A 24807-nucleotide genomic window follows, 5' to 3' on the forward strand; every position below is an offset into this window, starting at 1 on the left:
TCAGCCCCCTTGTAGTCCGGCTGCGATGACGGCACGGCCGATAGGTGCAGCCACCGAGCCGCCGGTTGCGGCCAGTGCACGATCTCCGCCGTCCTCGACGATGACCGCGATGGCCACGGTCGGATTCTGGGCGGGTGCGAATCCGATGTACCAGGCGTGGGGCGGGGTGTTCCGGGGGTCGGTTCCGTGCTCGGCGGTGCCGGTCTTGGACGCGATCTGGACGCCCGGGATCTTGCCCTCGCCGCTGGTGTTGTTCTCGGAACCGATCATCAGATCGGTCAGGGTAGCCGCCACCTGAGACGACATCGCCTGGCCTTCGGACACCGGGTTGGTGGTCGCGAGGTTGGACAGGTCCGGGCCCTGCAGTTCCGACACCAGCTGTGGTTGCATGCGCACCCCACCGTTGGCGACGGTAGCCGCGATCATCGCGTTCTGCAGCGGGGTGAGCGCCACGTCCCGCTGGCCGATGCTGCTCTGGCCGAGCGCGGCGTCGTCGGGGATCGACCCGATGGTGCTGTCGGCGACGGGGAACGGGACGCCGGGCATCTGCCCGCCGATGCCGAGTGCACTGGCCTCGTCGCCGACGGCGTCGGCGCCGGTCTTGACGCCGAGTTCGACGAACGCGGTGTTGCAGGACCGCGCGAACGCCTCCCGCAGCGACGCGGTGGGTGCGGCGCCGCACGTGGAGCCGTTGTAGTTCTCGAGCGTCGTCGACGTGCCGGGGAGGGTGATCTGTGGGGCCGCGGTCAGCTGGGTGTCGGGGGTGGTTCCGGCGGCGAGCGCGGCGGCGGTGACCACCACCTTGAACGTGGAGCCGGGCGGGTACGTCTGCGACACCGCGCGGTTGATCAGCGGTTTCTCCGGGTCGGCGTTCAGCGCCTCCCACGCCTGCGTGGTCTCGGTGCCGTCGTGGCTGGCGAGCGAGTTGGGGTCGTAGCTCGGGGTGCTCACCATCGTGAGGATGCGTCCGGTGCTCGGCTCGATCGCCACGACCGAACCGGTGTAGCCCTTCGCGGTCAGCTGGTCGTACGCCACCTGCTGCATGACCGGGTTGATGGTGGTCACCACGTTGCCGCCGCGCGGGTCGCGTCCGGACACGAGGTCGAAGAAGCGACGCCCGAACAGCCGGTTGTCGGAGCCGTTGAGGACCGGGTCCTCGGACCGCTCGAGTCCGGTGCTGCCGTACTGCATGGAGTAGAAGCCGGTGACCGGTGCGTTCGCCAGCGGGCTCGACGGCGCCGCCGGGTTCGGCGGGTACGTGCGCAGGTATTTGTAGCGGTCGTCGGTCGGAACGGACGCCGCGAGCACCTGCCCGGCCGCCGAGATCTGGCCGCGCTGCCGCGAGTACTCGTCGAGCAGCACACGCGAGTTCCGCGGATCGGCCCGCAGGTTGTCCGCCTTGATGACCTGGACGTAGGTGGCGTTGGCGAGGAGGGCGACCACCATCACCATGACGGCGATCGCGACGCGACGCAGAGGTGTGTTCATGAGCGCGGCACCATCTCCGTCGGGGCGTCGGCGATGGGTGCGGGGCCCTTCTTCTTCGGGACGGCCGGCTCACGGGCGGCGTCGGAGATCTTGATGAGGATCGCGAGGAGGAGGTAGTTCGCGAGGAGGGACGACCCACCGTACGACATGAACGGCGTGGTCAGACCGGTGAGGGGAATCAGCTTGGTGACGCCGCCGACCACCACGAACACCTGCACCGCGATCGTGAACGACAGACCGGCGGCGAGGAGCTTGCCGAAGCTGTCGCGGACGGCGAGTGCGGTGCGCAGGCCGCGGATGACGAGGATCAGGAACAGCATCAGGACGGCGGCGAGACCGATGAGTCCGAGTTCTTCACCGATCGTCGCGACGATGAAGTCGGTCTTCGCGAACGGCACCTGGGCGGGCCTGCCGCTGCCGAGTCCCGTCCCGGCGACGCCGCCGGTCGCGAGCCCGAACAGCGACTGCGAGATCTGGTAGCCGGTGTTGTTGTAGTCGCCCAGCGGGTCGAGCCAGGTGCTGACCCGGACCCGGACGTGGCCGAACAGCTGGTACGCGAAGAAAAAACCGATGCCGAGCAGCCCGACGCCGATCAGCAGCCATCCGACGCGTTCGGTGGCGATGTAGAGCATCACGAGCACGGTGCTGAACAGCAGCAGCGACGTGCCGAGGTCCTTCTCCAGCACCAGCACGCCCACCGACACCATCCACGCGACGAGGATGGGCCCGAGGTCGCGGGCGCGGGGAAGGTCGATGCCGAACACGTGCTTGCCGGCGGTGGTGAACAGGTCGCGCTTCGCGACGAGGACGGAGGCGAAGAAGATGATCAGGAGGATCTTCGCGAACTCGCCGGGCTGAATGCTGAAGCCGGGGAGGCGGATCCAGATCTTCGCGCCGTTCACCTCGGAGAAGCTCGACGGCAGGATCGCGGGGATGGCGAGGAACACCAGTCCGGCGAGTCCCAGGGTGTAGCTGTAGCGGGCGAGCAGGCGGTAGTCCTTGAGCAGCACCAGCACGGCCACGAAACCGGCGATGGCCAGCGTCGTCCACAGCACCTGCTGGTTGGCGTCCGGCGACGGGACGGGCAACCCGAAGTAGGCGGCGGACTGTGCGTCGGCGAGGTCGAGCCGGTGGATCAGCACCAGGCCGAGGCCGTTGAGCAGCGCGACGATCGGCAGGATCAGGGGGTCGGCGTACGGCGCGAACCGGCGCACCGCGAGATGCGCGATCAGGAACAGCGCCGAATAGGCGGCGGCGTACTTGGCGAGGTCCCAGGTGATGCTCTGTTCCTGGCTGGCCTCGACCAGCACCAGCGAGATCGTCGTGATCAGGATCGCGAAACCGATCAGGATCAGCTCGGTGCCCCGGCGCGTCGACTGGACGGGGGCTGGCGCGAACCCGCCGGGTGGACTGGGAAACTGCGCCCCCGGTGATGCACTTGCGACCGACATCAGCTAGCCGTCCTGCAGTTCTGACCGGGAACCTGGGTCACGGTCGGCGCCGGGGTGGCGGTCGGGGTCTGAGGTGCAGGCGTCTCCGGTGCCGGCAACGCTGCCGGGGGAGCGGGTGCGGGAGCGGGCGCGGGCGGCGGCGTGGTCTCCGGGACGGGCGCGGGTGCCGGGGTCGGCGCAGGACTCGGTGCCGGGGTGGTCGTCGTGGTGGTGGCCGACTCCGACTCGCAGACCGGGAGCAGATCGTTCTGGGCGAGCCGGGTCATCTGGTTGCGGACGTCGTCGAGCTTGCCCGATGGCAGCCCCGCACGCACCTGCTCACGGGCGGACGGCTGGAGGTCGTCGACCTCGAGGATGGTGCACCCGTTCTGCGACTCGGTCGGCGACATCAACGTCAGGTCGCCGGTATCGCTGACACAGCCGACGAGATTCGCCTCCTGCAGCGAGTACCCGAGCACCGAGCCGGGAACTCCACGCAGCACGGTGACGCGTTCGCCGTCGGCGCCGACGTAGTAGTTGTTGCGGACCAGAGCCCGCCCCACGAAGGCAGCGACGGCGACCACGACGATCAGACCGAGCGCGAGTGCAGCCCACCACATGCGGTGACGCTTCTTCTTCGTCGGCGGTTCCTCGACCTGCGGGACCACCCGCTTCGGCGTGGCACGCGGCGGGCGCATCGCCGCGGCACGTCCCGCGGCCGTGTTGGGCGGCGGCGTGTCCTCCTCGTCGTCGGCGGACGCGGCACCGGCCACGATGGGATGACTCTGCCCGTAATCGAGGTCGATGACGTCGGCGACGACGACCGTCACGTTGTCCGGGCCGCCACTGCGCAGCGCCAGTTCGATGAGTCGGTCGGCGCACTCGTCCTGCGAGCCCTCCCGCATCGTGTTCTCGATGGTTTCGTCGCTGACCACGTCCGACAGTCCGTCGGAGCACAGCAGATAACGGTCGCCGGCGCGGGCCTCGCGGACCGTCAGCGTCGGTTCGATCTCGTTGCCGGTGAGGGCGCGCATGATGAGCGAGCGCTGCGGGTGGGTGTGCGCCTGCTCGGCGGTGATCCGGCCCTCGTCGACCAGCGACTGCACGAACGTGTCGTCCCGGGTGATCTGCGCGAGCGAGTCGTCGCGGAGCAGGTAGGCGCGGGAGTCGCCGATGTGGACCAGCCCGAGCTTGTTGCCGGAGAACAGGATTGCGGTGAGCGTGGTGCCCATGCCGTCGAGTTCCGGGTCTTCCTCGACGTGATCGGCGATGGTGTCGTTGCCCTCGCGGGTGGCGGCCTCCAGCTTGCCGAGCAGGTCTTCGCCGGGCTCGTCGTCGTCGAGATGCGCGAGGGCCGCGATCATCAACTGCGACGCGACCTCACCGGCCGCGTGACCGCCCATGCCGTCCGCCAGCGCCAGCAGCCGGGCCCCGGCGTACACCGAATCTTCGTTGTTGGAACGGACGAGGCCACGATCGCTGCGGGCGGCATAGCGGAGTACGAGGGTCACGGGCGCAACTCGATTACCGTTTTGCCGACCCGTACGGGGGTACCGAGCGGCACGCGGACAGATGTGGTGACCTTGGCGCGGTCCAGGTACGTGCCGTTGGTCGAGCCGAGGTCTTCGACGTACCAGTCGGCGCCCCGCGGGGAGAGCCGAGCGTGGCGGGTGGACGCGTAGTCGTCGGTGAGGACGAGCGTGGAGTCGTCGGCCCGGCCGATGAGGACGGGCTGGGTGCTGAGCGTGATGCGCGTGCCGGCGAGGCCGCCCTGCGTCACCACCAGATACTTGGCCGTCTTCGTCTTGCCCAGCGACGGCAGAACATTGCCGCTGCGCGAATACCGGGGCGGCACACGGACGCCGGAGCCGGCGTAGATGTCGCCGCGCAACGCCCGCAGAACGGTCCAGACGAACAGCCACAGCAGAAGCAGGAAACCTGCTCGTGTGAGTTGCAGAATCAAACCTTGCACGGCAGTCCACCTCCTTCTGTGGCCGGACCAGTCGAGATTCCGGCGTCTTTTTCTCGCAGCATCATAGGGGCAACCCGCACCCTGCGATCAGGATACGGACAGCCCACAACGATACGGAGTCCCCACCGTGTTACGTCCGACACGGGCTCCGACGCGATGTCGGTCCAGTATCGAAGCCGTCTCGGTTGTGTCTCGGCGAGGGAGCTCGGGTTCGGGTATCGGGGATGTGTCCTCGGGGTCCCAACTCGGTGGAGCCTCAGAGGATTCGGACCAGGATCTCCGAATGACCGGCCCGGATGATGTCTCCGTCGGCCAGCTGCCAGTCCTGCACCGGCGCACCGTTGACGGTGGTGCCGTTGGTGGAACCCAGGTCGGACAGCATCGCGACCTGACCGTCCCAGCGAATGTCGATGTGGCGGCGCGACACACCGGTGTCGGGCAGGCGGAACTGTGCCTCCTGGCCGCGACCGATGATGTTGTTGCCCTCGCGCAGCTGGAAGTGGCGTCCGCTGCCGTCCTCGAGCTGCAGAGTCGCCGTGAACGTGTGGCCGTCGGCTGCGTAGGCCTGCTGGCCGTAGCCGCCCTGGTCGTAGTCGGCGTAGCCCTGCTGGTCGTACTGCTGCTGGTCGTAGCCGCCCTGCTGGTAGCCGCCGCGGTCGTAACCCTGGTCGTAGCCCTGCGGCTGCTGGTAGCCGGCGTCGGCGTAGGAACCGTCCGGGTAGCGCGCGGGAGCCTGCTGGTCGTAGCCGCCCTGGTAGTCCTGCTGGTAGCCGCCCTGCTGGTAGTCGTAGCCGGCGTCCGCGGGCTGCTCGTAGCCGGGAGCCTGCGCGCCCTGGTCGTACGCCTGACCGTAGGCCTGATCCTGGGGGTACGCGCCGCGCTGGTCGTCGGGGTACTGCTGCTGGTCGTAGCCGCCCTGCTGGTAGCCGCCGCGGTCGTAACCGTTCTGGTAGCCCTGCGGATACCGCTGGTCCTGACCTGCATGGGCATGACCGTTGCGCGCGTACTGCGGGTCGGGATTGCGGTTGCCCGCTGGTTCGCGGCTGGGGTCGTAGCCTGAGTTCTGCGTCATGGGGCCAGCTCCTGGATTCGACGTGACGGGTACAAACGGTGCCTGTGGTCGCGGTGCGGGACCGCGTGGCGGTTCGGGTCGCCCCGGCGTGGCCGCACCCTGGCGGCCTGCGTCCGGATCCACCGAACCCCGGGTGCGGAACTGCCCGGTGTGCAGTGAAGGCGACGGTTCGAACGCGACATGAATGGGACCATACGTCTGCCAGCCCTGGTCGCGAATGAAGTCTTCGAGGTGTCGGGCGAAGGCCTTGACCGTCAACTCGCGGTCGGCGGCAAGTCCTTCGTGGTCCGAGTTGTTGATGGCGATGACATAGCTGTTCGGCGCGAGCAGGTGCCCACCGTCCAGTTGCTGGATCCGGTCGGAGGCTTCCTGCTGAAGCGCGGCCTCCACCTCCTGCGGCACCACACCACCGCCGAAGACCCGGGCGAACGCATCACCCACGGCTCCCTGGAGCTTCCGCTCGAAACGTTGAACTATCCCCATCGGAACCTCCTCACGGTGCCTGTCGGTCGGGCCTTCTGTCCTCGTGCGTGGTGGCTGTGACAAGACATGTCCGTGTCGCGCCGCTGCCGTACGCGTATCCCACGGTACTGTCATTGCCTCGAGCCAAGACACGGGTCCACGCCCTTGCATGATATCGGTCTTTGCCTGGACGGGTGTTTTTGTCGCCGTTTCGGGGCCTGACCTGTACGAATCGTGATTTCTGGCGACCTCGTGTTAATGTTTCCGGGTCGCTCGGGCGAGTGGCGGAATGGCAGACGCGCTGGCTTCAGGTGCCAGTGTCCTTCGGGACGTGGGGGTTCAAGTCCCCCTTCGCCCACCACAAGCGATTCTCCGGAATCGCGACAACGAGGCCACGAACTCCACGGAGTTCGTGGCCTCGTTTCGTCGGCGGTCCCAGCGCCTACTGGGGGCGGATCGGATTGCAGCCGACGCTGACGTACGTGACGATCCCCTCCTGCAGTCCGCAGGTCGTGTACGGATTCCGTTAGCCGAAGACCCGCCGGGGTGGCGTCGTCCCCACCCCAGGGTGCCTACCCGCGCAGCCCGCGCGGGCCGACGATGAAGTGGAAGCCTCGTCGCGAACCTCCGGCCCCTCCGGACCGGAACCCGTCCCCTCGGCGGTTCGTGACGAATGACTCGAGTGTGAACCTGCCGTCCGGCTTCTTCCGCTCGGTTACTGCGAACGTCGAGAGTGGGTTGTAGATGAGCATCAGCCAGGTCCGGGCCACCAGCTCGGCGAATGTCGGTGAATACGTCGGTTCCGTCGCGACGACAGTGGACGCCCTGTCGGTCGACTGGTGGTTGACCCCAGCGTTCGACGTGGTCGTGACCCTTTCCAGCGAGATCCCCTACTACCGCGGCCGGAAAGCGGTCCTGGCCTGGAACCGCCACTTCGGGTGGTCGCTCGGAGTCCACGGACTCTCTCAGGGAAACGTTCTGGTGGTCGAGGCACTCGGGCTGGGACCGGCACCGGATCCCGCGCAGTGTTCGGATCGGGTCGCCGAGATGCTCACCGAACTCGCCGACTGGGCCCCTCAGCGAGCGACCGGAAAGCCCGCCCTGCGAATCGTGCACGGCCCCGGCGCTCCTCGCGGGTGACCCAGTTCGCGGGAACCCGTGCGGCCCCGGCGCCGACCGGCTTGGATAGCGAATATGGACGGCAGGAGAGCCCTCGATCCGCTGCGCCTCGCGGCCGGCGCCGCCGCGACCGCAGGCAGTGCGTTGCAGCGCGTGATCGGATTCGGCATCGACACGGCGCGACGCCTGCCGGGAGTCGACCCGGTGCTGGTCACCCTCGAGGAACGTGGCACCGAGACACTTCGCGGCGCCGACGAACTTGCCGATCGGGTGCTGCACGCGGTGCTGCGGAAGGTCGTGCAGGTCGCTCTTCAGGAGGTGGACCTCACCGCGATCGTGCGTGATCACGTCGACCTCGACGTCGTCGCCGAGGGCATCGACATCCAGCGGATCATCGACCGGGTGGACGTGGACGCGATCGCCGCCCGGGTCGACATCCCGCTGATCCTCGACCGCGTGGACATCGACGCCGTCGCCGCGCGGATCGACGTGGACGCGATCGTCGACCGCGTCGATGTGGATTCCGTCATCGGACGCGTCGACCTGGTGGTGCTCGCCGACACCGTGATCGAGGGCGTCGACCTCCCGCGCATCATCCGTGAATCGACCGACTCGATGTCGAATGAGGCGGTCCGCGGGGTGCGCACCCAGGGCATGCAGGCCGACGACGCCGTCGCCGGGTTCGTGGGCAAGTTGTTCGGGCGCGGGCACGAACCGGACGATGCATGAGCGCGCCGGCGCATCGTGCCGCCGGGATCGTCACCCGGGGTCTGGCGAGCAGCATCGACCTGGCGATCGTCATGGCCGTGATGGGCGGCATCTACGTGGGCGCACTGTTCGTGCGGTTGCTGTTCTCCCCGCAGGAGTTCACGTTTCCCGACGCCAGTGCCCTGCTCTCCGTCAGCATGTTCATCGGCGTGTCGGTGCTGTACCTGACGGCGTGCTGGGCCGTGAGCGGCCGCACCGTCGGCGCCGTGACCATGGGGCTGCGGGTCGTCAGCCGCAACGGTGAACTGATCGGCTGGCTCCGCGCCCTTCTCCGGGCGCTGCTGTGCGTGATGTTCGGGTTCGGGTTGCTGTGGGCCGCGGTCGACGGCCGGCGCCGGTCCCTGCAGGACATCCTGCTGCGGACCACCGTCGTCTACGACTGGGAGCCGGATCTGCACATCGGTGAACCGGGCGCCTGACCGCTGCGGAATGTCGTGCCGGCTGCCTAGCATGGGGTCATGTACACGGAGCGGCGGTCGGTGTTCCCCGGCGCCGTCGTGTGGCAGAAGACCACGTCCGGCGGTGAGGCCGCAATCCTGCCCGACGGCTGCATGGACCTCATCTGGATGAACGGTGACGTCGTCGTGGCCGGTCCCGACTCCCGCCCGTATCTCACTCGCAGCAGGGCGGGCGACCGCTACGTCGGATTGCGTTGTTCCCCGGGCACTCTGCCGGACCTCCTCGGAACCCCGGCGGAGGTGTTGATCAATCAGCGGGTGCCGCTCGCCGATGTGCTGAGCGACCGCGCCACCGCAGAATTCCTCGGCAGGATCGCCGACGCCGCAGACCCCGGCCGGGCACTCGAGGAGTTCGCGCGGTCACGCAGGCTCCTCGGGCCGCCGCCGGACGGCAGGATCCCCGCCGTCGTGCGACTGCTGGAGCAGCAGGCGTCGGTCCGCGATGTCGCGGACGGGATCGGTGTCGGCGAGCGCCAACTGCACCGCCTGTGCCGACGGCAGTTCGGTTACGGGCCGAAGATGCTGGCCAGGATCCTTCGGTTGCAGTCGGCGGTCGGGCTGGTGGGTTCGGCCATTCCCGCTGCGCAGGCGGCCGGCATGGCCGGGTTCGCCGACCAGGCCCACCTGATCCGGGAGGCCCAGGAGTTGACGGGCCGCACCTTCGGTCAGCTGGTCACGGCGTGAGCGCCGCGAAGAGGTCGACGGAGTTGCCGTCGGGGTCGTCGACGGTGGCGTAGCGCTGCCCCCACGGTGCGTCCCACGGCTTCTTCTTGCCGTTGTAGCCGGCGTCCGTGATCTCGTCGAAGAGTGTGTCGACACCGGCAGCGGTTCCGCAGTCGAAGGCGAGCGCGATGCGATGCCCGCCGGCAGGTTCGGTCCAGTCGGGCGTGAACGAGCGGATGGTCTCGATCGTGTCCCACAGTAGGCGAACCCCACCCGGGAGTTCGAATTCGACGTGCGGCGCCTGATCGGCGTCGGCCGGAATGTCGAGTCCGAGTCGCCGGTAGAACGCGAGCGACGTGGGCAGGTCGCGGACGACCAGTTCGATGGCACTGAATGTTGCGGTCATGTCCAGAACGCTAACGATTTGGGGCGGACCCGCATTGAAGGTTTCGGACATCGGGCGCACGCGGGTCCGATTTCTTCAATCACCCGGGCCGTGCAGCAGGAATGCTGGGAGTCATGACCACCGAATCAACCCATGTCAGTGTGTTCATCGCCCGGACCGCCGCCGACGTGTACGCCTACGCGAGCGACCCCGCCAACCTCCCCGCATGGGCGGCCGGCCTCAGCAGCACCATCACCCGCGACGGCGACCGCTGGCTCGCCGACTCCCCCATGGGCCAGGTAGCCGTGACCTTCGCACCCGCCAACGACTACGGCATCCTCGACCACGACGTCACCCTCCCGAACGGTGACACCGTCTACAACCCCGTGCGCGTCATCCCCGACGGCGATGACAGCGAAGTCCTCTTCACCATCCGCCGACGCGACGGCGTGAGCGCCGAAGAATTCGCGCAGGACGCCGCAGCCGTCACCGCCGACCTCCAGCGGTTGAAGGGGTTGCTGGAGGCGTGAGGTGCGCGGGCACATCCGCGCACCGATTGGTCAAAATCTCACGCAATTGTGTGCGCAGGTGGCAAAGCCGTGCGCGGATGTCGTGCTGCGGTGTACTCACCGAAGGAGGAGTGAGTCCTCAGACCCGTTCCGCACGACCTTCGGCCACGGCCGATGCGGCGACGGCGAGACATTGGTACGCCGCCCGGGTTTCGGGTGCCAGCTTGCCGTGTTCGATGACGATTCCCATGCCGAGGTGTTCGTCGTAGGGGATGGTCTCGACGCCCCACACCTGTCCGCCGAGGTATTCGCGGAGCAGGTCGAGGTCCACCTGCCAGCCGGTGGCGTCCTGGTTGGACACGGTGACGACGGTGCGGGCGAGTCCGGGTTCGCCGAGCGTGTCACCGATCGACTGCAGTGCGGAGCGGAGGCGGTTGAACGCGTCGGCGCGGCATGGGACGACGAGGACGATGGGGGTTGGCGTGGCCAGCAGTGGCGCGAGGTACGCGGCGCGCAATCGGTGGCCGAGGTCGTGGACGGCGCTGACCTGGCGTGCGCGCAGTGAGGCTGTGAGAGTGTGGAATTCACGGTCCGACGCGGTCTGGTTCCCGATGCGGTTCAGGATGCGAGTCCCGGCACTGGTGCGGGAGCAGTATCCGTCGAACACGTCGTCCGCGACGGGGCCTGCGGCCGCGGACGCCACCAACTGCTCCAGGCCGCTCACGGACAGCACGGCGTCGGCGCCGCGTTCGGCGACATCGCCGCCCGCGGGAGTCGCGTCGACGGCGACGACCGCACCGCCGCGGGCCGCCGCGGTGTTGGCGAGCCCGAGCGCCGTCGTGGTGGCGCCTGCTCCTCCGCACGCCCCGAGGACGAGGGTCGACACCGGAAGTGCTTGCTGCAGTTGGTCGGTCACTTCGCGTCTCCAATGGATGTGATGTACGTGCGACCGTCGCGGTCCGCGGTGGTCACGACCTGCTCGTACCGTTTCGTCGACCCGTCCGGTCGCAGTTCCGTCAGCGTCACCGCGTAGCGGCCGGGTTCGGTTTCGGTGATGGCGAGGCAGTGCTCGGTGCCTTCGGGCAGCAGCGAGTCGATGCCGCCCTGGATGGTCTCGGCGGACCCGAGCGGCGCGTCGGGGGCGACCACCTCGCGGGCCTTCGCGCCGCTTCGTTCGACGTAGTAGGCGTGGTCGAAGGCCAGGATCGCGGCGACGCCGTCGGAGGTCCCGCCGGGACCGTTGCCGACGACCGTCGAACCGTCGCGGGATGCGGCGCACCATCCTGCGGCGACCGGGTTTCCGCTCGCATCACCGGAAGTCGAGGTGAACACGGCGACAACACCGACGACGACGGCGACCACCGCTGCGGCGGCTCCGGCGAGCGCGAGTTTCCGCTTGCCGCGACCGTCCCGGACAGGTGGGGTGGGATCGGGTTCGTCGCCCGGCGTCAGCCACGTCGGCGCCGGGGGAGGGGGCAGCTGTTCGGGTTCGGGCTCCACGACGGGAACCGTCGGTGCCGCGGCCGACGGGAAGGGCGGGTACCAGTGCGAGAAGCGGTCGAGGGGGGCCCGGTTCGGCGGTTCTGTCACAGTTGAATCCTCCACACCTCATTCCCCCGCGCGGAGCCCACCCCGGACGGGCTCGCGCGGGGGAATCGGATCACACGTGCAGCGTCGCCTGGCTGCGCACGTTCACGCCGGCGATCGTCGTGGTCGCCGGACCGCTGTCGGTCGACTGCAGCTGCGGGAGCTGCGGTGCGGGCAGGGACGCGATCGTCTGCACCAGCTGCCCGAACGCCGGGTACCGGTCGGCGGCATCTGCGATCGCGGCGGCGACGGGCGTGACGTCGACGGGCGCCGACCAGTTCGTCGGGTGCTCGGCGTTGGAGTCGGCCGAGAACGCGGAGACGGTGGCGGCGGTCGGCGAGGACGGGTCGACGGCGATGCCCGCGGTGCCGGTGGCGTCACCGACCCGCCAGCCGATGGTCCCGACGTACCCCTCGGGGTTGCCGTACTGGCGGCCGTTGACGGCGACCGGCACCGCGCCGACCAGCGTGTCGGCGGCCGCGTTCACCTCGACCACCGGCTTCGGCACGGGCAGGGTGGGGGCGACGGGCGCCTGGTGCGACTTCGGCATGTCGTCGGGGTCGATCCACACGGTCGCGGGCTGGGCGGCCTGCTCGGCGGGCACGGACTGCGCCGCGGGTGCCGGTTCCGCCGGAGCCTCGTCCTTCGCCAGATCGGGCGCGGCGGGTGCGGCCGTCTCGGCGCCCGGGACGGCCAGCGGCGCCTGCGGGGGAGCGGGCGTCGTCGTGGTCGGGGCCGCCGGATCGGTGACACCCGGCTGCGACGTGCTCGGCGGCGCGGACGGGACCGTCACGCCGGGCTGCGACGTGGTGGGCGCGGTCGAGGGATCGGTGACGCCCGGCTGCGACGTCGACGGCGGGGTGGTGGCCGGAGCGGCGTGTGCCGTCGCGGCCCCGAGCAGTGCGGCGGCGGACACCGAGATCGCGGCGGCCAGAGCGTGCATGCGGATTCTCAAGTCTTTGACTCCTGAAGTCGAACGGACATGGTTGATCGAACGGACGGGTGCTGACGAAGCAAACGCAAGAGAGATGCAGATCAGAGGCACCGAAAGAGGGATGCGAGCACAGCAGAATGCCTCCACCGACACGGTGGATGTGTTGTTTCCCCGATGAGATCCGTCCGTGCTGCGGGCGCACTGCCGCAGCCGTCGTTCACCGCCCCCATGACCGCCCCCGGTTCTTTCTCTTCCCCCTACCGCGGCAAAGTACCAGACGGGCAAGCGTTCCCGCGCTCCCGGATTCCGGTCAGGCCAGGCCCGCGGCCAGCTTCACCGTCAGATCGCGGAGTGGGCGGAGACGGCCGGTCATCGCGACGGCGGACATGGCGCGCGATCCGCGCACCAGCCGCCGGGTGGCGGGCCGTCGCGTGCGGTCGTAGCGGCGCAGCGCCGTCTGAATGTCGGTGTCGGCGGCGAGGAATCGACCGAGTGTGACGGCGTCGACGAGGGCCTCGCACGCGCCGCGGCCGAGGTTCGGCGCCATCGCGTGGGCGGCGTCGCCGAGCAGCGCCGTGGTGCCCGACACGTACGACGGGAGGGCCGGGGACTCGTACAGGTCGTGGTGGAGCATCGCGTCGGGCGTGGCTGCCTTCAGCACGGCCCGGACGTCGGCGTGCCAGCCCCCGAACCGGGACCGGAGGAAGTCGAGGCCACCGGGGTGCCCGGCGTCGGTGCGGATGCACGCGAACCAGTTGACGAGGTCGCCGTCGCGCGGGGTGATCCCGAAAAGTGCGTCTGCGTCCCAGGTTTCGCTGACGCTGTCGCGATGTCCGGGCACCCAGCCGCGCCAGGCGGTGGCGCCTACATAGCGTGGCTCGAACTTGTCGCCGAACAGTTGCGTGCGGGTCGGGCTGCGCAGACCGTCCGCGCCGATCACGACGTCGTGGTCCGTCAGCGCGTCGAGGGCGGGAGCGGGGGTGCCGAACGAGATCATGCCGTCGGGCAGTGTCTCGGCGAGCGTGGCCAGCAGGGCGGGCCGCGACAGCAGGTAGGCGATGCGGTCGCGGTTGTCGATGGTGCCGATCACGGATCCGTCGGGGCGCAGGAGCGAGCCGCGGTGCTGGGGTGACCCGAGGGTGCGGACCCGATCGCCCGCGCCGATCGCGTCCAGCGCGTCGAGGGCCTGCGGCCACATGCCGAGCGCGGTGCCCGACGTGGGCAGGGCGTCGGCCCGCTCGAACACGTCGACGTGCCAGCCGGCGCGGTGCAGGTAGCCGGCGACGGCGAGTCCGCCGATGCCGCCGCCGAGGACTGCTGCGGAGTGTGTCATGGCCACCACGCTACTACGGATGTAGTGAATATACTACCGATGTAGTGTCGGGGTCATGGCAGACAAACGGGAGCAGGTGCTCGACGCCGCCATCGCGCTTCTCGGCACGAAGGGGGTCCGGGCCCTCACGCACCGCGGCGTCGACGAGCTGGCCGGAATGCCGCAGGGGTCGACGTCCAACTACTTCCGCAGCCGGGGGGCACTGCTCGAGGGGATCGTCACACGGCTCGTCGAACGTGACCGGGAGGACTGGGTGAAGTTCGCGCACCTGCGCCCGGACAGCAAACATGCTCTGGTCGACGCGCTGGTCGCGTTCGTGAGATTTTCCACCGGTCCGGACCGGGTCCGCACGAGCGCCCGATACGCGCTGTTCGTGGAGGCCTCCGTCACGCCGGGGCTGGACGCGAAGATCGGATCGGCACGGCGCGCGCTCGTGGAATGGGGCGCGGACATGCTGGAACGTGTGGGTTCGAAAAACCCCGCCTCGGACGCCGTCGTGATCACCGACTACCTGGACGGTCTGATCCTTCACCAACTGACCGTCCCGGATCTCGATTTCGATCCGACTGCGGGAATTAGAGCGGTCCTCCGCGCGCTCACTTAACATGTACTCAGTGCAGTCGGACGAGGTCCGCCCTCGACAATGCCCAGTTCAGAGGGTTAATAGGCCAACCTAAGTTGTGTTTCGTCAGGGGTTCTGAATTATCGTTTTCGTTACACGTTGGACCCACGAAAGTCCGACCCGACCGAAAAGCCACGTCGCCTGGTGCGAGGACCACACCCAGCGTGCTGCAAAAGGGCGATAGCCGATCGGTGGTGCCGAGCACGTCGTGACGGCACCTGCATTGCAAGTTGATGGCCATCAGCGCTGCTGGTCGTCGGTGCATCTTTTGGCATACGAAGGCTAGGTATGAAGCAACTTCCAGGCCCCCAGGGGCTGTATCACCCGTCGAACGAGCACGACTCCTGTGGTGTCGCATTCGTCGTGGACATGAAGGGCCGCCGCAGCAGGGACATCGTCGAAAAGGCGATCACCGCGCTGGTGAACCTCGAGCACCGTGGTGCCGCGGGCTCCGAACCCAACACGGGTGACGGCGCCGGCATCCTCCTCCAGGTCCCGGACAAGTTCTTCCGCGCCGTGGTCGACTTTCCGCTGCCCGCGGAAGGCACGTATGCCACCGGCATCGCCTTCCTGCCGCAGAGCAAGGCCGACGCGCAGCGCGCCGCCGACGCCGTCGAGAAGATCGTCGAGAGCGAGGGCCTGAAGGTCCTCGGCTGGCGTGAGGTCGCGACCGACGACTCGTCGCTCGGCGCCCTGGCCCGCGACGCCATGCCGACGTTCCGGCAGATCTTCATCGGCAGCGAGAACGACGCCCTCACCGGACTCGATCTCGAGCGCCGCGCCTACGTCGTCCGTAAGCGCACCGAGCACGAACTGGGCAGCGAAGGCGCAGGCAAGGACGGTCCCGGTCGCGAGACCGTGTACTTCCCGAGCCTGTCGAGCCAGACGTTCGTCTACAAGGGCATGCTCACCACCCCGCAGCTCAAGGGTTTCTACCTGGACCTGCAGGACGAGCGCGTCGAGTCGGCCCTCGGCCTCGTGCACTCGCGCTTCTCCACCAACACGTTCCCGTCGTGGCCGCTGGCCCACCCGTTCCGGCGGGTGGCCCACAACGGTGAGATCAACACCGTCACCGGCAACGAGAACTGGATGCGTGCCCGTGAGGCGCTCATCGACAGCGACATCTTCGGAGGTCGCGAGCAGCTCGAGAAGATCTTCCCGGTCTGTACGAACGGCGCCAGCGACACCGCGCGCTTCGACGAGGTGCTGGAGATGCTGCACCTCGGTGGCCGCAGCCTGCCGCACGCCGTGCTGATGATGATCCCGGAAGCCTGGGAGCGGCACGAGAGCATGGACCCCGCACGCCGGGCGTTCTACCAGTACCACTCGTCGCTCATGGAGCCGTGGGACGGACCGGCGTCGGTGTGCTTCACCGACGGCACCGTCATCGGCGCCGTCCTGGACCGCAACGGCCTGCGCCCCTCCCGGCTCTGGGTGACCGACGACGGCCTCGTCGTCATGGCCTCCGAGGTCGGCGTCCTGCCGATCGACCCGGCCACCGTCGTGAGGAAGATCCGGCTGCAGCCCGGCCGCATGTTCCTCGTCGACACCGCCGAGGGCCGCATCATCAGCGACGACGAGATCAAGTCGGAACTGGCCGCCGAGCACCCGTACCAGGAGTGGCTCGACCAGGGTCTGACCCACATGAACGACCTGCCGGACCGCCCGTACACCTACATGTCGCACGAGCGCGTCGTTCTGCGTCAGCAGATGTTCGGGTACACCAACGAAGAGGTCAACCTCCTCGTCAAGCCGATGGCGATCTCCGGTGCCGAGGCTCTCGGCTCCATGGGTACCGACACCCCGATCGCCGTGCTGTCTTCGCGGTCGCGGATGCTGTTCGACTACTTCTCGCAGCTGTTCGCGCAGGTCACTAACCCGCCGCTCGACGCCATCCGCGAGGAGGTCGTCACCAGCCTCGGCGGCACCATCGGCCCCGAGCACGACCTGCTGCACCCCACCGCGGAATCCTGCCGGCAGATCTTCCTGCCGCAGCCGATCCTGCACAACGACGACCTGTCGAAGCTCATTCACGTCAACGACGACGGTGAATTCCCGAACTTCCGCAGCGTCATCGTCCGCGGTCTGTACCCGGTGGCCGAGGGCGGAGCGGGTCTGCGCAAGGCCCTCGACGACGTCCGCTACCAGGTGTCGGAGGCCATCGCCGGCGGTGCGCGCCTCGTCGTCCTGTCCGACCGTGAGTCGAACGAGACGTACGCGCCCATCCCGTCGCTGCTGCTGACGTCGGCCGTGCACCACCACCTGGTGCGCGAGAAGACCCGCACCAAGGTCGGTCTCATCGTCGAGGCCGGCGACGCCCGCGAGGTGCACCACATGGCGCTCCTCATCGGCTTCGGTGCTGCGGCGGTCAACCCGTACATGGCGTTCGAGACCGTCGACGAGGCCGTCCGCAACAACGAGTTGCAGGGCGTCTCTCTCGACAAGGCCATCCAGAACTACATCAAGGCCGCGGGCAAGGGTGTGCTCAAGGTGATGTCCAAGATGGGCATCTCCACCCTGGCGTCTTACACCGGTGCCCAGCTGTTCCAGGTCATCGGCCTGTCGCAGGACCTGGTCGACGAGTACTTCACCGGTCTCAACTCGAGTCTCGGCGGCATCGGCCTCGACCAGATCGCCGCCGACGTCGCGGTCCGCCACGCCAACGCGTACCTGGACCGTCCCGAGGAGCGCGCGCACCGCGAGCTCGAGGTGGGCGGCGAGTACCAGTGGCGTCGTGAGGGCGAATACCACCTGTTCAACCCGGACACGGTGTTCAAGCTGCAGCACTCCACGCGCACCGGGCAGTACGAGGTGTTCAAGGAGTACACGAAGCTGGTCGACGACCAGTCCGAGCGCCTCGCTGCGCTGCGTGGCCTGTTCGAGTTCAAGAAGGGCGTGCGCGAGCCCGTCCCGCTGGACGAGGTCGAGCCCGCCACCGAGATCGTCAAGCGCTTCTCGACCGGTGCGATGAGCTACGGCTCCATCTCCGCCGAGGCGCACGAGACTCTCGCCATCGCCATGAACCGCCTCGGCGGCCGTTCCAACTCCGGTGAGGGCGGCGAGAACCCTGCCCGCTTCACGCCGGACGAGAACGGTGACTGGCGCCGGTCCGCGATCAAGCAGGTCGCGTCGGGACGCTTCGGTGTCACGTCGCACTACCTGACCAACTGCACCGACATCCAGATCAAGATGGCGCAGGGAGCGAAGCCCGGTGAGGGCGGCCAGCTGCCCGCGCACAAGGTGTACCCGTGGGTGGCCGAGGTCCGGCACTCCACGCCCGGCGTCGGGCTGATCTCGCCGCCGCCGCACCACGACATCTATTCGATCGAGGATCTCGCGCAGCTGATCCACGACCTGAAGAACGCCAACCCGCAGGCCCGGATCCACGTGAAGCTGGTGTCCGAGGTCGGTGTCGGCACCGTCGCCGCGGGTGTGTCGAAGGCACACGCGGACGTCGTGCTGATCTCCGGTCACGACGGTGGCACCGGTGCCACCCCGCTGACGTCGATGAAGCACGCGGGCGCCCCGTGGGAACTCGGCCTCGCCGAGACCCAGCAGACGCTGCTGCTCAACGGTCTGCGCGACCGCATCGTCGTGCAGGTCGACGGCCAGCTCAAGACGGGCCGCGACGTCATGGTCGCCGCGCTGCTCGGTGGCGAGGAGTTCGGTTTCGCTACCGCGCCGCTGGTGGTGTCGGGCTGCATCATGATGCGGGTCTGCCACCTCGACACCTGCCCCGTGGGTGTCGCGACGCAGAACCCGGTGCTGCGCAAGCGGTTCAACGGCAAGCCGGAGTTCGTGGAGAACTTCTTCCTCTTCATCGCCGAAGAGGTGCGCGAGCTTCTCGCGGAGCTCGGCTTCCGCACCCTCGACGAGGCCGTCGGCCAGGTCGACGCCCTCGACACCACGAAGGCGCTCGAGCACTGGAAGGGCAGCAAGGCCGGCAACCTCGACCTGTCGCCGATCCTGCACGAGACCGAGTCGGCGTTCATGGACCAGGACCTGTACTGCACGGGCACCCAGGACCACGGCCTCGACAAGGCGCTCGACCAGCAGCTGATCGTCCAGAGCCGCAACGCTCTCGACAAGGGCGAGAAGGTCACGTTCGAGTCGCCGATCACCAACGTCAACCGGACGGTCGGCACCATGCTCGGCCACGAGGTGACGAAGGCGTACGGCGGCGACGGACTGCCGGACAACACGATCGACATCACGTTCACCGGTTCGGCCGGTAACAGCTTCGGTGCGTTCGTCCCCAAGGGCATGACCCTGCGCCTGCACGGCGATGCCAACGACTTCGTCGGCAAGGGCCTGTCCGGTGGACGCCTCGTGGTGCGCCCGCCGCTGGAGACCGCTCCCGGGTTCGTCGCCGAGGACAACATCATCGGCGGCAACGTGATCCTGTTCGGTGCCACGAGCGGTGAGGCTCTGCTCCGCGGTGTCGTGGGCGAGCGATTCGCGGTCCGCAACTCCGGTGCCACCGCCGTCGTCGAAGGTGTCGGCGACCACGGTTGCGAGTACATGACCGGCGGAAAGGTCGTGATCCTCGGTGCGACGGGACGCAACTTCGGTGCCGGCATGTCCGGTGGCGTCGCGTACGTCTACAACCCGGACAAGATGTTCGAGGACAACCTCAACACCGAACTGGTGGATCTCGAGGACCTGACGGGTGACGACTTCACCTGGCTCAAGTCCGCGATCGAGCGTCACCGCGACGAGACGGGCTCCGAGGTTGCCGCGCGCATCCTCTCCGACTGGTCGCAGCAGGTCAATCATTTCGCGAAGGTCATGCCCCGCGATTACAAGAAGGTGCTCTTGGCCATCGAGGCCGCGAAGAAGGATGGAAAGAACGTGGACGAGGCAGTGATGGAGGCAGCTCGTGGGTGATCCAAGCGGCTTCCTGAAGCACACGTCACGCGAACTTCCGGTTCGCAGGCCGGTGCCGTTGCGTCTGCTCGACTGGAACGAGGTCTACGAGGAGTTCTCGTCGGACACCCTGAAGACTCAGGCCAGCCGGTGCATGGACTGCGGTATCCCGTTCTGCCACAACGGTTGTCCGCTGGGGAACCTGATTCCCGAGTGGAACGACCTGGTGTACAAGGACCGGTGGCACGACGGCATCGAGCGTCTGCACGCGACCAACAACTTCCCGGAGTTCACCGGGCGGCTGTGCCCCGCACCCTGTGAGGCGTCGTGCGTCCTGGGCATCAACCAGGACCCCGTCACCATCAAGCAGGTCGAGGTCGAGCTCATCGACCGCGCCTTCGACGAGGGCTGGGTCAAGCCGGTGCACCCGACGCGTTCGACGGGCAAGAAGGTCGCCGTCGTCGGTTCCGGACCCGCGGGGCTCGCTGCAGCGCAGCAGCTGACGCGCGCCGGGCACATGGTCACCGTGTTCGAGCGGGCCGATCGCATAGGCGGGCTCCTGCGGTACGGGATCCCCGAGTTCAAGATGGAGAAGCGGCACATCGACCGCCGTCTCGACCAGATGAACTCCGAGGGCACCGTCTTCAAGACGGGTGTCAACGTGGGTGTCGACATCACCGCGGACGCACTGCGCGAGCAGTTCGACGCCGTGGTCCTGGCCGGCGGTGCGACCGAGGCCCGCGACCTGCCGATCCCCGGCCGCGAGCTGGACGGCATCCACCAGGCGATGGAATTCCTGCCGATCGCCAACCGCGTGCAGCTCGGCGACCTGGAGCAGCCGACGATCACCGCGGAGGGCAAGAAGGTCGTCATCATCGGTGGCGGCGACACCGGCGCGGACTGCCTGGGCACCTCGCACCGTCAAGGTGCCGAGAGCGTTTACCAGTTCGAGATCATGCCGCGACCGCCCGAGACCCGGGCCGAGCACACCCCGTGGCCGACGTACCCGTTGATGTACCGCGTCGCGTCCGCTCACGAGGAAGGCGGCGAACGCCTCTTCTCCGTGAACACGGAACGGTTCGTCGGTGCCGACGGCAAGGTGACCGCGCTGAAGGCCCACGAGGTCGAGATGAAGTCGGGTCGCTTCGAGAAGGTCGAGGGCTCGGACTTCGAGCTCGAGGCCGACCTCGTGCTGCTGGCGATGGGCTTCGTCGGACCCGAGAAGCCGGGCCTGCTCACCGATCTCGGCGTCGACCTCAACGAGCGCGGCAACGTCGCCCGCTCCGCGAAGTGGGCCACCAACGTCGACGGCGTCTTCGTGGCCGGTGACATGGGACGCGGACAGTCGCTCATCGTGTGGGCCATCGCCGAGGGTCGTTCCGCGGCCGCCGCGGTCGATGCGTACCTCGAAGGCAAGACGGCGCTGCCGTCTCCGATCGAGACCACCACCGCCCCGCAGCGGTAGCTGTAACCGCCAGTTCAACCCGCACCCCGGTAGGTTTTCCTACCGGGGTGTCGGTTTATCGTGCGGGGGTCACGTTCGGTCGGTAACGTTCATTTACCGATCGTGCATCTTTAGGTCACGTCGTCCTGGCAGCATCCCGTCTGCTGGACGACGAAGGGGAGAACAGGTTGATGCCATGGCAATGAGACGGGTTATCGCATTCTTGACCGCAGTGGCCGCGGCCGCGGCCATCCCGGTGGCGTCGGGGGTGGTGGGTACGAGCGCGGTAGCGAACGCGGACCCCTGCCCGAGCCTGTACGTGGTCGCGATTCCGGGGACGTGGGAAACGTCCACCAAGGACAACGTCCGGCCGACGCCGGGTCTGCTGTCCGCGGTGACGAACGGTCTGCCGTCGTCGATCCGCACCGACTACGTCACGTACGCCGCCACGGCCTTCCCGTGGGAGTCCGAGGTGTACGGGCGCTCGAAGGCGCAGGCGGTCACCAACGCCAAGGGCATGTTGTCGTCGATGGCGCAGCAGTGCCCCGACACCAAGCTGTCGATCATCGGCTACAGCCAGGGCGCCGACGCCGCAGGTGATCTCGCCTCGGAGATCGGCACCGGCCTCGGCGTCGTCCCCGCCGACAAGATCGCGGCCGTCGGACTCGTCTCCGATCCGCGGCGGTCGCCGACCGACGCCCTCGTCGGCCCCGCCGTCGCAGGCAGCGGTGCCGGTGGTCCCCGCATCGGCGGCTTCGGCTGGGTCAGCCAGAACACGCGCACCTTCTGCGCGTACGGCGACCTGTACTGCTCCACACCGAAGGAAGACTTCGTGACGCGGCTCGCCGGGTTCCTCGCGCAGACGTCGGATCCGACGCCGAACCTGTTCGGCCGGTACCAGCAGGAAGCGCTCGCGATCTGGAACGACATCCTCGCGGTCGGCGGTGTGCCCGCGCTGATGGCTCAGCTGGACGAGCAGCACAACGAGAAGCGCATCGACGAGCTGGAGCAGTTCTACAAGTCGCAGGCCCACCAGGACTACACCAGCTACGCGGTCGACGGTTCGGGTACGCCGGCCACCACGTGGCTGAAGAACTGGTTGCGCGACATCGCGTGAGTTCCGCCGACGGCGGCAGGGGATGATGTCCATCGTGACCGACTCCCCTGCCGCCGTCGTCGGCTACGACGCCTTCGTGACCGTCCGGTGGTCCGACATGGACGCCTTTCAGCACATCAACCATGCGCGGATGGTGACGTTGCTCGAAGAGGCCCGGATCGACTGGCTGCTCAGCGAGGGCAGCGAGAATTCGTCGCTCATCACGAGCGCGTTCATCGCCGACATCCACGTGCGGTACCGGGGACAGTTGCGGCATTCCGACAGCCCGCTGCGGGTCACGATGTGGATCGCGAAGCACCGGGCCGTCGACTTCACCATCGGCTACGAGGTCCGGGGTGCGCGCACCCCGATCACCGATCCGCCGGCCGTAACCGCCACCACGCAGATGGCTGTCGCGGATGTCGACGCCCAGCGGCTACGCCGCATCACTCCCACCGAGCGCGAGTACCTGGCCCGCTGGTCCCGTACGTGAGCGGCAAAGCGTGTTCCGGGACGCTTTCCCACTCACGTGCGGAGGTCGCCGGGGGCCGGTAGGGGAAGGTGGGGATCGAGGACGACGCCGCGGCCGCGCATGGTGGTGTCGACCAGCGCCCACGCCCACGCGGCCAATTGCTCGGTCAGCGCGCCGACGTCGGTGCCGCCCGGTCGTTCGATCCAGTCCAGCGCCACCGACTCGACCATCCCGATCAGCGCGTTGGCCAGAGGTGTCGCGGTGGCCGGGGTGCCGAGCGCATCCAAATAGGGGCGGAGCATGTCGGCGACGGCGGTGGTGATCGCCCGCCGCACCTCTTCGGCGGCGGGGGAGAACGACATCAGGTAGCGGTACAGGTTGGCGTGTTCGGTGACCCACTCGAGGTGGGTGCGGGCGGCGCGGGTGAGGATGGCGTGCGGCGCGCCGTCAGTGGTGATCACGGGCGCGTATTCGAGGAGCATCATCGCGGCGACCCGCCGGGCGACGGCGTTCCTGAGGTCGGTGCTGTCTTCGAAGTGCCGGTAGATGCGGGTGCGCGCGACCTCGGCGTAGACGGCCATCGTCGCGACCGACACGTCGGGACCTTCTTCGGCGATGGCGACGAGTGCCCGTTCGACGAACTCCGAGCGCCGCTTCTCGCGTTGGCCGCGCCAACGGACAGCGCGCCCGTCACCGGCGTCTTGCTGGGGGTTCGTCATCGAATCGAATCGTAGTCTTCCCTGCTGCGGTGTTTCCGTATAGCGTCACCAATATGCGGTACATCGATGTACCACACACTCTGCAGCTCGGACGCCGACACGTTGGGAACACCGCCTTGTCCATTCAGCTCTGCCTGTCCGACCCCCGCCGGTCCGCGCGTTCGATGATCGGGTTGCGCACCACCACGGTGATCGTCGTCCCGCCCCCGATGGCATTCGAGTACCTCGGTGACGCGGAGACCGTGCTCGGCCCGGTGACGCTGCCGTCCCGCGGCCGGATCACCGCGTCGGATCCGGGTCGTCGCCTCGTCGTCGAGGCCGATCACGGCGTGCACGGATCGGTCTGGACATTCGCCGCCCTCAACGCGGACGAAACGGAACTTACCGTCGACTTCCGCTACCACTCTCCCGGCAGGCCGGCCGGGAGAGTGCTCGGCGGGGTCGCCGCACCGGTGGTGTGGCAGGCGCTGCGTCGCGCGCAGGTCGTGTTGAAGGACCGGATCGAAACCCTCTACTACGAGCCCGCCGACCCGGCCGGTCTCGACCGAAGGAGAGCATGACGTGGGATTCTCGGCAGCGGGCAGGACGGTCCTGATCACCGGGGCGGCGATGGGGATGGGACGGCTCTTCGCCCGGCTCGCCGCCGCAGACCGGGCCGCCGCGGTGGTGTTGTGGGACATCGACGCCGACGGGCTCGAGCGCACCGCGCAGGAACTGCGCGAATCCGGGTGCGCCGTCAGCGCGCAGGTCGTCGACGTCGCCGACCTCGAATCCGTCCGCACGGCTGCCGCCGAGGTCCGCGGTACGGTCGGCCGTCCCGACGTGCTCGTCAACAACGCCGGAGTGGTGCGCGGCAAGTACTTCTGGGACCACGACCACGAGTCGGACACGAAGTTCGTGATGGACGTCAACACGCTCGCGCCGATGTACGTCACCAACGAGTTCCTGCCCGCCATGATCGAGGACCCACGCCGGGAGTGCCGGATCGTGAACATCGCCTCGGCCGCCGGGACCGTGGCAACACCGAGAATGGCCGTGTACGCGGCGTCGAAATGGGCTGTCCTGGGGTGGAGCGATTCGCTGCGACTCGAACTGGTCCAGGCCGGTCACGGGCACGTCAAGGTCACGACGGTGTGCCCGAGCTACATCTCCACCGGCATGTTCGACGGCGTGAAAAACCCGATGTTCGCCCCGATCCTGAGCCCGGAAGACGTCACCGCCCGGTCGTGGCGGGCGATGCGACAGGGCACACCGCTGCTGATGCTGCCGCGGTCGTTGTACCTGTCGAGGGTCGCGAAAGCCGTTCTGCCGGTGCGTGTCTGGGACCGTCTGGCCGATCGGCTCGGCGTCTATCACAGCATGGACGCCTACACCGGCCGGGTGCAGGTGCCCACCGCCTGACGTCGCG

Annotated in this window: 23 protein-coding genes and 1 tRNA gene; 13 read left to right on the top strand and 11 right to left on the bottom strand. The window is 68.3% G+C overall.

What is annotated here, in order from left to right:
• The 5 genes from CA951_RS00370 to CA951_RS00395 all read right to left on the bottom strand — a co-directional run bounded on the left by CA951_RS00370 (nt 1) and on the right by CA951_RS00395 (nt 6445).
• A complete protein-coding gene (locus CA951_RS00370; protein WP_087554960.1) occupies nt 1-1488 on the bottom strand; it encodes a penicillin-binding transpeptidase domain-containing protein in 1488 nt (495 codons plus the stop codon).
• Nucleotides 1485-2939 (bottom strand): FtsW/RodA/SpoVE family cell cycle protein, encoded by a 1455-nt coding sequence (locus CA951_RS00375; RefSeq protein WP_087554961.1) that lies wholly within the window; start codon nt 2937-2939, stop codon nt 1485-1487. Before CA951_RS00375 ends, CA951_RS00370 begins: the two co-directional genes overlap by 4 nt.
• Entirely contained in the window at nt 2939-4429 is a 1491-nt protein-coding gene (locus CA951_RS00380; RefSeq protein ID WP_087554962.1) for a PP2C family serine/threonine-protein phosphatase, read from the bottom strand. Before CA951_RS00380 ends, CA951_RS00375 begins: the two co-directional genes overlap by 1 nt.
• The gene (locus tag CA951_RS00385) at nt 4426-4890 is read right to left on the bottom strand and encodes an FHA domain-containing protein (protein WP_087554963.1); all 465 of its coding nucleotides are present in this window, start codon (nt 4888-4890) and stop codon (nt 4426-4428) included. The genes CA951_RS00380 and CA951_RS00385 overlap by 4 nt, the downstream gene beginning before the upstream one ends.
• Before the next feature lie 256 nt (nt 4891-5146).
• On the bottom strand, nt 5147-6445 hold the full coding sequence (locus CA951_RS00395; protein WP_087554965.1) for a DUF3662 and FHA domain-containing protein: 1299 nt from the start codon (nt 6443-6445) through the stop codon (nt 5147-5149).
• 254 nt (nt 6446-6699) lie between these two features.
• Between CA951_RS00395 and CA951_RS00400 the strand changes: the two genes are divergently transcribed.
• The 5 genes from CA951_RS00400 to CA951_RS00425 all read left to right on the top strand — a co-directional run bounded on the left by CA951_RS00400 (nt 6700) and on the right by CA951_RS00425 (nt 9453).
• Nucleotides 6700-6785: transfer RNA gene (locus CA951_RS00400), tRNA-Leu, on the top strand.
• 383 nt (nt 6786-7168) lie between these two features.
• Complete coding sequence (locus tag CA951_RS00410; RefSeq protein ID WP_087554967.1) at nt 7169-7564, top strand: DUF6292 family protein; 396 nt, start codon at nt 7169-7171, stop codon at nt 7562-7564.
• A 54-nt stretch (nt 7565-7618) separates the two neighbouring features.
• Nucleotides 7619-8272, top strand: coding sequence for a hypothetical protein (locus tag CA951_RS00415; protein WP_087554968.1), 654 nt, complete (start codon nt 7619-7621; stop codon nt 8270-8272).
• The gene (locus CA951_RS00420) at nt 8269-8730 is read left to right on the top strand and encodes an RDD family protein (protein ID WP_087554969.1); all 462 of its coding nucleotides are present in this window, start codon (nt 8269-8271) and stop codon (nt 8728-8730) included. Before CA951_RS00415 ends, CA951_RS00420 begins: the two co-directional genes overlap by 4 nt.
• 39 nt (nt 8731-8769) lie before the next feature.
• Nucleotides 8770-9453 (top strand): helix-turn-helix domain-containing protein, encoded by a 684-nt coding sequence (locus CA951_RS00425; RefSeq protein ID WP_087554970.1) that lies wholly within the window; start codon nt 8770-8772, stop codon nt 9451-9453.
• On the opposite strand, the gene CA951_RS00430 is transcribed toward CA951_RS00425, so the two are convergent.
• Nucleotides 9443-9838: a VOC family protein gene (locus CA951_RS00430; protein ID WP_179220062.1), complete on the bottom strand. Its 396-nt coding sequence runs from the start codon at nt 9836-9838 to the stop codon at nt 9443-9445. The genes CA951_RS00425 and CA951_RS00430 overlap by 11 nt on opposite strands.
• A 113-nt stretch (nt 9839-9951) precedes the next feature.
• On the opposite strand from CA951_RS00430, the gene CA951_RS00435 reads away from it, so the two are divergent.
• Nucleotides 9952-10347 (top strand): SRPBCC family protein, encoded by a 396-nt coding sequence (locus CA951_RS00435; RefSeq protein WP_179220063.1) that lies wholly within the window; start codon nt 9952-9954, stop codon nt 10345-10347.
• Between the two features lie 118 nt (nt 10348-10465).
• Here the strand turns inward: CA951_RS00435 and CA951_RS00440 are convergent, their stop codons facing one another.
• The 4 genes from CA951_RS00440 to CA951_RS00455 all read right to left on the bottom strand — a co-directional run bounded on the left by CA951_RS00440 (nt 10466) and on the right by CA951_RS00455 (nt 14180).
• A complete protein-coding gene (locus CA951_RS00440; protein WP_087554973.1) occupies nt 10466-11242 on the bottom strand; it encodes a hypothetical protein in 777 nt (258 codons plus the stop codon).
• Nucleotides 11239-11916 (bottom strand): hypothetical protein, encoded by a 678-nt coding sequence (locus CA951_RS00445; RefSeq protein ID WP_087554974.1) that lies wholly within the window; start codon nt 11914-11916, stop codon nt 11239-11241. Before CA951_RS00445 ends, CA951_RS00440 begins: the two co-directional genes overlap by 4 nt.
• 70 nt (nt 11917-11986) lie before the next feature.
• On the bottom strand, nt 11987-12868 hold the full coding sequence (locus tag CA951_RS00450) for a glycoprotein (RefSeq protein ID WP_256973160.1): 882 nt from the start codon (nt 12866-12868) through the stop codon (nt 11987-11989).
• Between the two features lie 289 nt (nt 12869-13157).
• Nucleotides 13158-14180, bottom strand: a complete 1023-nt coding sequence (locus tag CA951_RS00455) for an FAD-dependent monooxygenase (RefSeq protein ID WP_087555309.1) — start codon at nt 14178-14180, stop codon at nt 13158-13160.
• Nucleotides 14181-14235: 55 nt separating this feature from the next.
• Here CA951_RS00455 and CA951_RS00460 point away from each other — a divergent pair, with 55 nt between their 5' ends.
• The 5 genes from CA951_RS00460 to CA951_RS00485 all read left to right on the top strand — a co-directional run bounded on the left by CA951_RS00460 (nt 14236) and on the right by CA951_RS00485 (nt 22701).
• Nucleotides 14236-14784, top strand: coding sequence for a TetR/AcrR family transcriptional regulator (locus CA951_RS00460; protein ID WP_087554976.1), 549 nt, complete (start codon nt 14236-14238; stop codon nt 14782-14784).
• Between the two features lie 306 nt (nt 14785-15090).
• Entirely contained in the window at nt 15091-19689 is a 4599-nt protein-coding gene (gene gltB / locus CA951_RS00470) for a glutamate synthase large subunit (RefSeq protein ID WP_087554978.1), read from the top strand.
• A complete protein-coding gene (locus CA951_RS00475) occupies nt 19682-21133 on the top strand; it encodes a glutamate synthase subunit beta (RefSeq protein ID WP_087554979.1) in 1452 nt (483 codons plus the stop codon). Before gltB ends, CA951_RS00475 begins: the two co-directional genes overlap by 8 nt.
• A 181-nt stretch (nt 21134-21314) precedes the next feature.
• Nucleotides 21315-22229, top strand: a complete 915-nt coding sequence (locus CA951_RS00480) for a cutinase family protein (protein ID WP_087554980.1) — start codon at nt 21315-21317, stop codon at nt 22227-22229.
• A 22-nt stretch (nt 22230-22251) separates the two neighbouring features.
• Nucleotides 22252-22701, top strand: coding sequence for a thioesterase family protein (locus CA951_RS00485; RefSeq protein WP_083395677.1), 450 nt, complete (start codon nt 22252-22254; stop codon nt 22699-22701).
• A 32-nt stretch (nt 22702-22733) separates the two neighbouring features.
• On the opposite strand, the gene CA951_RS00490 is transcribed toward CA951_RS00485, so the two are convergent.
• Nucleotides 22734-23399 (bottom strand): TetR/AcrR family transcriptional regulator, encoded by a 666-nt coding sequence (locus CA951_RS00490; protein WP_087554981.1) that lies wholly within the window; start codon nt 23397-23399, stop codon nt 22734-22736.
• A 116-nt stretch (nt 23400-23515) separates the two neighbouring features.
• Between CA951_RS00490 and CA951_RS00495 the strand changes: the two genes are divergently transcribed.
• Nucleotides 23516-23959, top strand: a complete 444-nt coding sequence (locus CA951_RS00495; protein ID WP_087555310.1) for an SRPBCC family protein — start codon at nt 23516-23518, stop codon at nt 23957-23959.
• A 1-nt stretch (nt 23960) separates the two neighbouring features.
• Nucleotides 23961-24800 carry an SDR family oxidoreductase gene (locus tag CA951_RS00500; protein WP_087554982.1) on the top strand — a complete coding sequence of 280 codons (840 nt, stop codon included), beginning with the start codon at nt 23961-23963 and terminating at the stop codon, nt 24798-24800.
• Nucleotides 24801-24807 lie beyond the last annotated feature (7 nt).

The sequence above is a fragment of the Rhodococcus sp. NCIMB 12038 genome (assembly GCF_002165735.1).
Taxonomy (GTDB): Bacteria; Actinomycetota; Actinomycetes; order Mycobacteriales; family Mycobacteriaceae; genus Rhodococcus_F.